A 12,385-nucleotide genomic window follows, 5' to 3' on the forward strand; every position below is an offset into this window, starting at 1 on the left:
GCCACAAGAGGCTATCGATCACCGAATGAATTATTTATGGGGCGGCAAGTGGATTTGCTTGCTGCGTAATTGAATTGCAGTTATTACTTGAAACCGCCCTTCACTACTGAGCAGCCACTCAGTCATTACACCTTAAAAATCGTTTTGATTTCAATTGAATATATTCCCGAAAAAGAGATCGTGAACAACAGCAGGTACGCGAAAATCGCTGTTTCAGAGCACTTATCCGGGTTCCAGTTCCGGGGTGGGCTATGCGAGAATACGCCCCCTTTGATCAGACCAATTGAAGAATGACCCGCGCCATGGCTTACGACGCTGAGAAAACAGCATGCTCCCCACTCGACCCGCCCCTCCCACTTCAGGCTGGCGAACGCCTCCTGTGGGGTCGGCTCTATGGCATGAGCGACGCCTTGGCCATAGCGGGTGCCGCCAGAAAGCATGATGGCCTGCTGCTGGTGCTGGCCAACGATATGCAGAGCGCGGTTCAGCTCGAGCACAGCCTGGAGTTCTTCCTCCAGGGCGAAGAGATTCCCGTGTTCCCGTTTCCCGACTGGGAGACCCTGCCCTACGATGTCTTCTCACCGCTACCCGAGTTGATCTCCCAAAGGCTGCTGACCCTCTACTGTATCGCCACCATCAGGCGTGGCGTACTGGTCGTTCCGGTCAGCACCCTGCTGCAACGTCTTCCGCCAAAATCCTACCTGGACGGCAACTCCCTGATGATCAGCATTGGCGAGGAGATCCAGCTGGACACCATGCGCCAGCGCCTGGAAAAAGCGGGCTACCAGTGTGTGCCCCAGGTCATCGCACACGGTGAATTCGCAGTTCGAGGCTCCCTGCTCGACCTGTTTCCCATGGGCAGTGAAACACCTTACCGGATCGATCTTTTCGACGAAGAGATAGAATCCATACGCACCTTTGATCCGGAGACACAGCGCACCATCGATAAAGTAGAGCGTATCGAGATGCTGCCCGCCCGTGAGTTTCCCCTGGATGAGACCGGCATCACCCGTTTCCGCCAGGCGTTTCGCAACAGCTTCGAAGGCGACCCCCAGCGCAGCCTGATCTACCGCGAGGTATCCGAAGGCAACGCCCCCGGAGGACTGGAGTACTATCTGCCGCTCTTCTTCGAAGAGACAGCAACACTTTTCGACTACTTGCCGGAAAACCTGCTGATCACCCAGTTTGACGAGTCCAGGGACGAGGCTGATGCTTTTCTCGACCGGGTTGCAGAGCGCTATGAACAGCGTCGGCACGATGCAGAGCGGCCGCTGCTACCCCCCAATCGCCTGTTCCTCGACAGCGAGGAGATGGCGGCCAATCTCAACCGGGGTTGTTCAGTCCAACTGCAACGCACCGAAATCGAGTCGCGTCAGAAAGGCTTCGGCACCTTTCACAATTTCAACACCCGTGCCCTGCCCGTCCTCAGCTTCCAGCCCAGGGCATCGGATCCGGCCAGCGGCCTGAAAACCTTTCTCGACCAGGCACCGCCACGGGTACTCTTCGTGGCCGAAAGCGCCGGACGTCGTGAACAGATGCGCGACACCCTTGGCGGCTACGGCATACGGCCCCACGTGGTGGATAACTGGGATGAATTCAGGACATCGGATGAACAGCTCAACCTTGCTGTCGCCCCCCTGGAGCAGGGCCTCTGGCTGGAGCAGGACGGTATCGCCGTCATTACCGAAACCCAGCTGCTGGGAGAGCGTGTGCGCCAGGAGCGCCGCCGCAAGGCCAAGCACCGCGATGCCGAACAGGTGGTGCGCAATCTCACCGAACTGCACATCGGCGCCCCCGTGGTTCACGAAGACCACGGTGTGGGGCGTTACCTGGGTTTGCAGACGCTGGAAGTCGGCGGTATGCAGACCGAATTCCTGACGCTCGAATACGCCAAGGGAGACAAGCTTTACGTGCCGGTCTCCTCACTGCACCTGATCAGCCGCTACGTCGGGGCTTCTCCTGAAAACGCCCCCCTGCACCGTCTTGGCCGCGACCAGTGGGAGAAAGTAAAACGCAAGGCCGCCGAACAGGTACGGGATACCGCCGCCGAGCTGCTGGAGATCTATGCCCGCCGTGCTGCCAACCAGGGCTACGCCTTCCCGCCCCCGGGTGAAGAGTATGCCAGCTTCGCGTCATCCTTCGAGTTCGAAGAGACGCCGGATCAGCAGCAGGCCATCGATTCCGTGGTAGCGGATATGGAGTCCCACCAGCCCATGGATCGCGTGGTTTGCGGCGATGTGGGTTTTGGTAAAACTGAAGTGGCCATGCGAGCTGCCTTCACTGCCGCCCAGGGTGGCAAACAGGTGGCGGTACTGGTACCCACCACCCTGCTCGCCCAGCAGCACTACGAGAATTTCTCGGACCGCTTCGCGGACTGGCCGGTCCAGGTGGAGAGCCTGTCACGCTTCCGCACAGGCAAGCAGCAGCAGAAGGTTCTGGATGGCCTGGCCGGTGGCACCGTGGACATCGTGGTGGGCACCCATAAACTGCTGGGAGACACCATCAAGTTCAAGAACCTGGGGTTGGTGATCATCGATGAGGAGCATCGCTTCGGTGTGCGTCACAAGGAGAAACTCAAGGCACTGCGCAGTGAAGTGGATCTGCTCACCCTCACTGCAACGCCCATTCCCAGGACCCTTAACATGGCCATGTCCGGCATGCGTGATCTCTCCATCATCGCCACACCGCCGGCGGCGCGCCACCCCATCAAGACCTTTATCAACCAGTGGAACGACGCACTGATCATCGAAGCCTGCCAGCGTGAGATCAAGCGTGGCGGACAGGTCTATTTTCTTCACAATGAAGTGAGCACCATCGAAAACACTGCCGCCAAGCTCGAGGGGCTGATGCCTGGTGTGCGGGTACAGGTGGCCCATGGCCAGATGCGTGAGCGTGAGCTCGAATCGATAATGCGCGATTTCTATCATCAGCGCTTCAATATCCTGGTCTGCACCACCATTGTTGAGAGTGGTATCGACGTACCCAGCGCCAATACCATCATCATCAACCGTGCAGACAAGCTCGGCCTCGCCCAGTTGCACCAGTTGCGCGGTCGTGTGGGTCGATCTCACCACCGTGCCTACGCCTACCTGATAACACCACCGCCCAAAACACTGACCGCAGATGCCAGAAAGCGCCTGGAGGCCATCGAATCCCTGGAGACCCTGGGCGCAGGCTTCACCCTCGCCACCCACGACCTGGAGATTCGCGGTGCAGGCGAGCTGCTGGGTGACGAACAGAGCGGCCAGATACACGAGATCGGCTTCTCCCTCTATACCGAGATGCTGGAACGTGCGGTAAAGGCCCTCAAATCCGGCCAGCAGCCCGATCTCGACCGCCCCCTGGACCACGGCGCCGAGATCGACCTGCAGCTTCCGGCCCTGCTGCCCGAAGACTACCTGCCCGATGTACACACCCGGCTGGTGCAGTACAAGCGCATCGCCAGCGCCGTTTCCAGGGAGGAGCTGCGCGAACTCCAGGTGGAGATGATCGACCGTTTCGGCCTGCTGCCGGATCCGGTGAAGGCGCTGTTCGGTATCACTGAATTGAAACTCAAGGCCAATCCCATGGGTATCCGCAAGGTCGAGGCAGGCCCGGCAGGAGGACGTATCCTGTTCGATGGCCAGCCGAAAATCGACCCGGCGAACATCATCCGCCTGATCCAGACACGACCGAAGGAGTACAAGCTGGACGGCGGCGAGAAGATCCGTTTCTTCCGCAACCTTGAGAAGCGTGAACGCCGTATTGAACAGATAGCGGACATACTGGATGAAGTGGCTGGCCGAAACTGAGAAACCCGTTATTGAGCCCTATACTTTTTCTTCCGGGCAACGCAAAATGAACCATCAACAAACCACCCTGTCGCAAGTATCTATGAGATTTACCGGCTTACTGAGTACCCTGCTTGTTGGATTGACGTTCCTAGGCCAGACTGCCACCGCCCAGGAATCAGCCGTGGAGGAATCACAGCAACTCTACGATGTCGAGATCGTCATCTTCTCCCGCCAGGGCGCAGGCGCAGGCAGTACAGAGAGCTGGCCCGATGATCCGGGTACCCCCGACTGGAGCAATGCAGTAGTACTTGGTAATAATGATGTATCAATGGTGCCTGGCGCCTCGCTGTTCGAGCTTCTCCCGCCGGAGGCCCACCTGCTGTCTGCCGAGAAGCGTCAGCTGAGGCGAAGTGGTGGACGTCTCCAGTCTCTTACCCACATTGCGTGGCGTCAGCCCGGGTTCCCCAGGGAACAGGCACTGCCGGTATATGTAAGGTCTGCACAGAAAACCGACTTCGACCAGCCCCTTATGGAAGGTGTCGTCATCATCAGTCTTGGCCGCTACCTCCATGCCAATCTCGATCTTCTGCTGCGCCCCCAGTACAACATCATCAGCAGTGGCGAACCCCCCTTTGATCCAGGTTCTACCGGTCACCGTTTTCAGGGCCATAGAAAAATGCGCAGTGGGGAACTCCACTACCTGGATCACCCGCTCATGGGTGCGCTCATCACGATAGAAAAATACGAAGAGCCTGAGCCTGAGCTGATGACTGAAGAGATGCCGATCGACGTAGAGGCGCCTGCCCAGGAGATCTCGACAGAAAGCCCTCCCGTAAAAAGCGGTGCAACTGCTCAATAAGTTCCCGGAATCGTTGTATATATAACCTACTCATTACCCAGGGGACTGGGCTCCTACAGTGGAAAAGCTATACTCAACAAAACGAAGGGCGTAATGCAAAATCCATCGAGGAGGCCGCATGACAGTTCACTGGCGGGAACAACTCAGTCTTGGCAATGAAATCATCGACATGGAGCACCGTTACCTGATCTGCCTAGTCAATATGGTGACCCATTCCCTTGCCCATCCTCAAGACAGCCTCGACGATCTGAAATATGCAACTGAACAACTTGTGGATTACACCAAGAAACACTTCGAGCACGAAGAGAGGATACAGCTCAAAATCCAATATGCCGGTTATGCCGACCATAAAGCGGCCCATCAGAAGCTGATGTCAAAAATCGGCGAACTCCATAATGAAATTATGGCCATGGAAGAGGCATCACAAATTGAAGGTAAGGGTGATGAAATCGCAGAGTTGCTTCGCAGCTGGCTACTCGATCATGTCATCAAGGAGGACATGAAGCTAAAACCCCTGCTGTCGGGCTACTCGAAATACCTGATGCCTGAGTGATCACCTTTGTCTTGCCAATTACAGGGCAAAAGCCGTCACTACGCTCACTCCAGAAAACTGATCTCGCAGCGTACACCACCGGGCACTTCGTAATCGGGGTTTGGCAATTCGAGTCTGACGCCGAATGTTCCGCTGGCGGCATCGATCACCTTGTCCACGATCTTGACCTGGGTGCGGTGCTTTCGGCTGCCTGGCACCAGCGGCATGATTTCAGCCGCCTTGCCCACGGTCACTGCACCGAATAACCGCAACGGAAGCACTACCTCAACGTTCAGCGGATCGACCTGGGCCAACACCATGATGGGGCGATCCTCCACTGACTCACCGGGGTCCAGCAGCACCTTGTCGACGATACCCGAAATCGGGCTGGGAATGGTACGGCGGGCCAAGGCGTGTTCGGCTCTCTCCTGTTCGATTTTCGCCATCTGCAAACCCTCGCGGGCTTCCCGCAGTTCCATCTCAGCCAACATCACATCGGTATCGGCCTTGTCCTTCTCCGTGAAAGAGGTCGCCTTCTTCTTGTACAGGTTTACAACTCGCTTCTGCTGCCGCTTGAGATATTCGAGCGCAGCCTTTTTGGATTCCACGTTTGCATAGGAGGTGGCACGGGCTTTGGCCAGTTTCACCGCCAGCTTTTCGTGGCCAGATTCGAGTAACAGAAGCGGATCGCCTTTCTTTACAATACCGCCGCGGTTTACCGACAGTGCTTCAATAATTCCGGTTTCACGGGTGCTTACTTCGACCACCACGTGGGGTTCGATCAGGCAATCAACGTCCCTGGAATCGAGATTGAATGCGCCCGATGTGCCTGGAATTGCCAGGGTGCGCAGTTCTGCTGTGGCCAGGTAGCCTCCCTGACCCGGACCGGAAGAACCCTGCATGGCATCCGCTGCTAACGCAGGGAGGCAGCCACCCATCAGTGAAGCTAACAGAACTGCCCTCGTTCCTTTCAAAGCATTTTGCATCTTGTTCCCCATTTCGTTTATTCGCCGCGTCCGCTGAATGCAAGCATATCGCCAAGATTGTCATCCATCTTCAAGAGATCCTTGCGTGTCCGACTGTTATGCCCTTCAGCAAAACGCTGTACTGCGTAAACTATCACTTTCCCCAGCCAGGTCGGCAAGGCGTGTTCATCATATAGAGCCCAGGCAAGTATACGTTGCGTCAACGACCCCAGGTGGTCCTGCACCAATTCATCGTCAAGGGATACGAATGCCTGGTAACTGCCGGGATCACCCTGACGTCCGCCACGCCCGAACAGCTGCCGATCGATTCGCCTCGCCTCGTGACGCTCACTCCCCAGCACGTGCAAACCGCCGAGCTCCTGGACGCCTTGATCCAACTTGATATCCGTGCCACGTCCCGCCATGTTGGTGGCCACCGTTATGCGCCCGCGCTGCCCGGCCCGGGCCACGATTTCAGCCTCTTCCTGGTCCTGGCGTGCATTGAGTACCTGGTGAGGAAGATTGGCCAGGTGCAGCAGTTTGCTCAGTTGTTCTGATGCGACTACCGATCGCGTGCCGATCAACACCGGTCTTCCCTTCCGGTGCTCCTCCTTGACGCTATCGACAATCGCCCGCCATTTAGGGGCTGCCGACTTGAACACCTGGTCATCATACTGCATGCGCTGTACCGGCCGGTTGGTGGGTACCGACACCACGTTCAGGCGGTAGACCGACCAGAGTTCCTGGGCAACCTCGTGAGCCGTTCCGGTCATACCGGAGAGCAGCATGTATCGCCGGAAGAAACGCTGATAGCTGATGCGCGCCAGGGTCTCCTGTCTTCCGGTAATATCGCACCCCTCCTTGCTCTCGATCATCTGGTGGAGACCACGTTCCCAGGAACGATCCTCCATTACGCGTCCGGTGAACTCATCGATGATCTGCACCTTGCCGCCTTTCACAAGGTAGTGCTTGTCGAGCTCGAACAGGTGCAGCGCCGAGAGCGCCTGTTTTATCAGGTCCTCTCTGCGCTTTCGCCCTTTCCAGACACCGCCATAGCGCATGGAGAAGCGTTTCAACTGGGCCTTGCCGAGATCTGTCAGTTCGATCTGGCGTTCACGGCTGCGGACGGAAAAGTCTCGGGGTTTTTCCAGCTTCTCGGCGATGGTGAGCGCCTCCCGGTAGATCTGGTTCTGCTGGTCGACCTGTCCCTGTCCGCCCGACTTCGAAATGATGAGCGGGGTCCGTGCCTCGTCCACCAGCACGCTGTCCGCCTCGTCCACGATGGCGAAACAGAGTCCGCGCATGAGCAGCCTGCTTTTTCTCGGGTTGGGGTTGTAGAGCCCTTCCAGCTCCATGTGAAGTCGCCTGCTCTCCTGGGCCAGCAGGATCCGGTCCTTGAGATAATCGAACACCACCTGCTTGTTGGTGCAGTAGGTGATGTCACAGGCGTAGGCCACCTGGCGCTGTTCCGGGGTCATCTCCTCGGTAATAGTCCCCACGGTTAGCCCCATGGCCTTGTAGACCGGGGTCATCCAGTCCGCATCGCGGGTCACGAGAAAATCGTTGACCGTAATCACGTGCACCGGGATACCGGCGAGTGCGGCTGTCACCGCAGGCAGCGTTGCCGTGAGTGTCTTGCCCTCGCCGGTCTCCATCTCGGCGACCATGCCTTTGAGCATCACCCAGCCACCGAAGAGCTGGACATCATGGTGCCTGAGTCCAAGCTGCCGGATTGCCACCTCCCTGACCAAGGCAAACGAGAAAGCGATCAGCTGATCCCGCAACCCTTCACTGTAGAGGCGTCTGCGTAGGTCGACGGTGAGTGAACGCAGCGCTTCGTTACTCAGATCAGCCAGCCCCTTCTCAGTGGCTACCTGGTCCACTGATTTCACGAAACGCCAGTATCTCGTCTGCCGTCCATGCAGGTGCTGGCGAAAAAAACCGGCAGTCTCGGCTGCCGTTCTCTCCAGCCAGTTGTCCCGGATGTCGTCCCGTTGTGGATACCTGCCGACGGCAACACCGGGTCTGTATAGTGCAATGCTAGACACTGAACTGCCTCAGGAAGAGTTGACGCAGGCTCCGGTAAATCTGGAAGCCGATGGGTTCATAGCCGTGATCGAAGCGCACGAAGACCCGGCTGCCAAGAAAGGAGCTCCCTGCTTCTGTCGGAAGACCAATCTCGAGTTCAAACACACGTTCCAGGGTTGTCCTCCCGTTGTTGTCCCGGGGGTCTACGGCAAACTCACCGCCGCCACCTGTTCCCAGTGCGGCTGTCGGCAACTGGTTGGTACCGCCCGGAACCCGGCGCCAGACCACGGAGGGATAGGACGCCGCACCCCACTCTGCCTGCATGACATCCACCCTTTCCGTACGTTCACGTACCAGTGCAATATCATCCTGGGAGACAACAACCCGCGCGGTCAGGTGGTCAGATGGGTCGATCACATAGGCGATGAGCTGGCCTTTCTTGATGAAATTTCCAGGTATGTCTTCAACTCTCGGGATCACCAGTACGCCATCCCTGGGACTGCGGATGGTCAAGTCCTGGTACTGCTCCCTGGCCCGATCCAGGTTGGCACTGACCGAGGCGATCTCCTCCCGAATGACGGCAACCTGCACCCTGTCCATGGTCTGGGCGGCCATCCGCTGGAGTTCCAGTTCATCGAGTTGGGATTGAAGAATTTTCACACGTGCCAGTAAAAATGGGTCTTCAGCCTGAATCAGGGGTGTCCCGCTCTCCACGCGACTGCCTTCGGCTACCAGGACCTTGGTGATGAAACCGTCTGCCTCTGCCCGAACCTGGGATTTCTCTGAAGGCCAGGTCACGCCTTCTGCCCGTGTCCAGTGGGGTGCCGGCATGAGAAACAACAAAGCGAGCACCAGGCTTAATACCAACCCCGACATAGCCAATGCGCGTTTTCGTTTTCGTCTGAGTTTTGGACTGGTACACAAAAATTTCATGGTCTTACCTACCGGAATGACAACCTGGGTAACCGTACCCCATATGGCCAGCAGCACACCGACGATGAAGAACTTGCCGCCGATGTAGAGAATAATAGTGAACAGGATAAACAGTCGGTATAAAAATGCAGCTACACCGTAGAAAGAGAACCATACCCGCTCTCCCCGGCTGTTGGCGGGGGACTCTGCGTCGCGGGATTTGAAGAGATAGCGTTGAAACAGGTATCCCAGGTACTTGTTGGAGCGGTTACCCAGGTTGGGGATCTCTATGGCATCCGAGAGTACATAGTAGCCATCGAAACGTAGCAAGGGGTTGCCGTTGAACAACAGAGTCGACACCCCGCTGATCAGCATCACGTTATAGGCAATGACATGCACGGGGCCCGGTTCCACGTTGAGCCAGACAAACAGGGCCAAGGCACCCAGGAAGAGTTCGATCCCGATGCCGATGGCACCCACCAGCATGCGCTTGCGCTTCTCCCGAAAACCCCATGCCGAGGAAGCATCCACGTAGGGCACAGGGACCAGCACCAGCAGCATGATGCCGATTTCATGAACCTCACCCCCCGCCACCTTGGTGGCATAGCCGTGCCCCAATTCATGTATCGCCTTGACGATGGGATAAACCAACCAGAGAACCAGCAGGTTCTGGGGAGCCAGTGCACGGTCTACGACATTCTCGGTGAGATCATCCCAATGCATTCCGGCAAAAACCACACCCGCGCCAACGACCGCCAGCCAAAGCAGTGCGCCGTACCAGGTGAAGACCCAGCGAAACATGGGCATGGTTCTGTCCAGAAAGCCCTCGGGATCGAACAGTGGAAAACGGATAGCCAGCGGCGTCCAGAGTCTGCGCTTCCACTTCATGCGTTCGTGGCGCTTATAGCGCCTGAACAGTTCCCGGGTGTCAGGAGGGACATCGCAGATCAGCGAGTCAGCGGCGTGAAGCTGGCCCAGCAGGCGAATCACCTCATCCTGGGTCGGCGCGTCGTCTCCGGCATGTTCGTTGGTAGCCGACCAGAGATCCTCTATCGTCCTGCGTCCGTCCATCAGGCCGATGAAGTGATAGGAGGCCGGTGTCAGTCGATGGGAGCGCCCTGCCGCGATATCCTGCAGCACATACCAGACCCTTCCCCGATAATCGTGGCGGTGAATCTGTATGTGGTTCCGCATGCGGGGTTTGAGTTCCGCAACGCGATACCAGGAGGGACTGAACAGCGTATCGGCCATCTCTTTCCCGGGTTAGGGCCACCATGACCAGAAGAACATGCGCATCCAGTGCACGATCTTATGGGTCCATATCCAGATCAGCTTGCGCTCTTCGACAAAGATCTTGCCGACGCCTTCCATGCCGGGGCGCAGCATTGTGATCGTCTCTTCCTCCAGCTGGGCCTCTACCCGGAAGAAGTTACTACCCTCTTCCGCGGAAGATATGGGTGTAAGTTTTTTGACCTTGATTTCGAGAATGTCTCCCGGCATACCTGTCAGTGCCAGCTGACCGGTCTGTCCTTCGGTTATCTCGCCGATATCCCGCTCGTCCACTTGCAGGATGACCCGGTAATCATGCAACGGGGCCACCTCGAACATGATATCCCCCCGTTCCACCGGGGCACCCAGGGACTGACTGAGGTCTCCGGCAACTACAAAGCCGTCAAGGGGGGCCGCCACATTGAGGCGATTGAGCTGCTCCTCGATCAACGCGATCTGCGCCTCGGCCTGTTCGATCTGGGTGGCCAGGATGCGTGTCTTGGCTCGGTCATGTTGTGCCGAGGCCTCGCTGTATTCGCTTCTGCGCTGGGAGCGCTGGCTGATCCACTTGAGCCGCTCGAGTCGAAGGTCGCGGTCGTCCATGGCAAACATCACATCGCCGGCCTTGACGATGTCACCCGCACGCACACCGGCATGTGCGATATAGCCCGACAGCGGAGCTGCCACCGCCCGCTGCACAGTACCTTCAAGTATCGCATTGCCCGTAACCCTGTAATCACCTTTGGCAAAGGTAAAAAAGAGCACGACCAACACCGTGGCAATCACGCCCAGTTTTTTCCCTGTGTGCCGTGGTCCCAGCAGATGCTGAACATGGGTACGGAGATGATCCATGCCCTTCTGTATCAACCAGCGATCATCTCTACGCTTGACCTCCAGTACCGGTCCAAGCAGGGAGGCGGCGTGCTCGCACAACTGAACAGTGGCTGAGTCGAAATGTTCCCCTTCAGGGCGTTCAAGGATCAATGCGCCGATGGTCTTGTCCCCTACAGAGAACGGCACCGTGCAGATTGAACCGGTTCCATGCTCTTTTCCCAGGGTCTCGTGGGCTTTTATGACCTGTACCGGGGCATTCTGCCTGGGGGGGGTAACGATCACCGACTGCTGCTCGATCGCCTCATCCATTGCCGCTTCGATGGCACGGATGATATTGGCCTTTTCACCAAACGAAGCGCTGTGGGACAACCCCTTGAGTTGAGCATGGTTTTTCTTTACAAATCCAATGCTTACACGCTCGCAGTTGAGGTGTCCCGCAAGCTCGGTAACCACTGCAGTGGCAGCGGCCTGCAAGCGGTCGTAATGCAGCGAGGTGGCGACAAGTTCCAGTACCGTGACCAGGCGGTCAGTGGCAGTGATCTTCCTTCGCCTGATAAGAGATTCGAGCCACCCGCTACCCCATTCCAGTTGCTCTATGACCTGTTGCTGCTCTTTATCCGTACGGTGTGATATTTCGATGCCAACAGCACCACAAACCTGCGCGTCGATGATCAGTGGACAGGCAACAGCATCCTGTTTCGGACGCTGGCTCTTTCCTGCCCATTTTTCCGTACCCACAGCAGGACGTCGCTTTGTAATAGCGCTCTCGATGACCCCGATCAACCCGGAACCGCCGATGGAGCCCTCAGGCCAGACCGCTGCAGGTGAAAACGGCCCCTGCTCCGGTGCCCCCAGAACCACGACGCCCTGGGTCACGTCCTCTATGAGTTGGCATTGAATATCCAGCCATACGGCGGCAAATGCCTCCTGGCTGGCAGATGATTTAAGACGTTCCCAAGTTCCAGAGCTTTCACCGCTTGGGCTGATTATTGTTATGTTTCCAGTCTGGTCGGTATCGCCTGCGCCTGTCATCAGACCTCCCTACCACGATGCTTGACTTAAATGCAGTCTAACCCAAGCATAACCATTTAAGACAGGTCTAACCAGAATTTTGTGGCATAGAAATTACCTTCCCACGAACGGGGAATGGGCAGGTCCAGTTGTCACAGGCTCATCGGTGCCTGTTGTGAGCTGTTATCGGTTTATCCTGAAC

At 57.3% G+C, this 12,385-nt stretch carries 7 protein-coding genes; 3 read left to right on the top strand and 4 right to left on the bottom strand.

From position 1 onward, the window contains the following. Positions 1 to 302 precede the first annotated feature (302 nt). The 3 genes from mfd to BOW53_RS01115 all read left to right on the top strand — a co-directional run bounded on the left by mfd (position 303) and on the right by BOW53_RS01115 (position 5,185). On the top strand, positions 303 to 3,791 hold the full coding sequence (gene mfd / locus BOW53_RS01105; protein WP_078485704.1) for a transcription-repair coupling factor: 3,489 nt from the start codon (positions 303 to 305) through the stop codon (positions 3,789 to 3,791). A gap of 46 nt (positions 3,792 to 3,837) precedes the next feature. After that, positions 3,838 to 4,632 carry a CsiV family protein gene (locus BOW53_RS01110; RefSeq protein ID WP_172838720.1) on the top strand — a complete coding sequence of 265 codons (795 nt, stop codon included), beginning with the start codon at positions 3,838 to 3,840 and terminating at the stop codon, positions 4,630 to 4,632. A 118-nt stretch (positions 4,633 to 4,750) separates the two neighbouring features. After that, positions 4,751 to 5,185 (top strand): bacteriohemerythrin, encoded by a 435-nt coding sequence (locus BOW53_RS01115; protein WP_078485695.1) that lies wholly within the window; start codon positions 4,751 to 4,753, stop codon positions 5,183 to 5,185. A 44-nt stretch (positions 5,186 to 5,229) separates the two neighbouring features. Here the strand turns inward: BOW53_RS01115 and BOW53_RS01120 are convergent, their stop codons facing one another. The 4 genes from BOW53_RS01120 to BOW53_RS01135 form a co-directional block, all read right to left on the bottom strand. Further along, entirely contained in the window at positions 5,230 to 6,066 is an 837-nt protein-coding gene (locus BOW53_RS01120; RefSeq protein ID WP_172838721.1) for an efflux RND transporter periplasmic adaptor subunit, read from the bottom strand. 101 nt (positions 6,067 to 6,167) lie between these two features. Next, positions 6,168 to 8,177, bottom strand: coding sequence for a preprotein translocase subunit SecA (locus tag BOW53_RS01125; protein ID WP_078485697.1), 2,010 nt, complete (start codon positions 8,175 to 8,177; stop codon positions 6,168 to 6,170). Continuing rightward, positions 8,170 to 10,320, bottom strand: a complete 2,151-nt coding sequence (locus BOW53_RS01130; RefSeq protein WP_078485698.1) for an HlyD family efflux transporter periplasmic adaptor subunit — start codon at positions 10,318 to 10,320, stop codon at positions 8,170 to 8,172. The genes BOW53_RS01125 and BOW53_RS01130 overlap by 8 nt, the downstream gene beginning before the upstream one ends. 12 nt (positions 10,321 to 10,332) lie before the next feature. After that, entirely contained in the window at positions 10,333 to 12,204 is a 1,872-nt protein-coding gene (locus BOW53_RS01135) for a GAF domain-containing protein (RefSeq protein WP_078485699.1), read from the bottom strand. Between the last annotated feature and the right edge of the window lie 181 nt (positions 12,205 to 12,385).

Origin of the sequence: Solemya velesiana gill symbiont, assembly GCF_002020805.1 — a bacterium.
Taxonomy (GTDB): Bacteria; Pseudomonadota; Gammaproteobacteria; order Chromatiales; family Chromatiaceae; genus Sedimenticola_A.

Excerpts from the sequence above, each read along its gene's own strand:
- mfd (WP_078485704.1), top strand. The coding sequence starts at position 303 with ATGGCTTACGACGCTGAGAAAACAGCATGCTCCCCACTCGACCCGCCC.
- BOW53_RS01110 (WP_172838720.1), top strand. The coding sequence starts at position 3,838 with ATGAACCATCAACAAACCACCCTGTCGCAAGTATCTATGAGATTTACC.
- BOW53_RS01115 (WP_078485695.1), top strand. The coding sequence starts at position 4,751 with ATGACAGTTCACTGGCGGGAACAACTCAGTCTTGGCAATGAAATCATC.
- BOW53_RS01120 (WP_172838721.1), bottom strand. The coding sequence starts at position 6,066 with ATGCAGGGTTCTTCCGGTCCGGGTCAGGGAGGCTACCTGGCCACAGCA.
- BOW53_RS01130 (WP_078485698.1), bottom strand. The coding sequence starts at position 10,320 with ATGGCCGATACGCTGTTCAGTCCCTCCTGGTATCGCGTTGCGGAACTC.
- BOW53_RS01135 (WP_078485699.1), bottom strand. The coding sequence starts at position 12,204 with ATGACAGGCGCAGGCGATACCGACCAGACTGGAAACATAACAATAATC.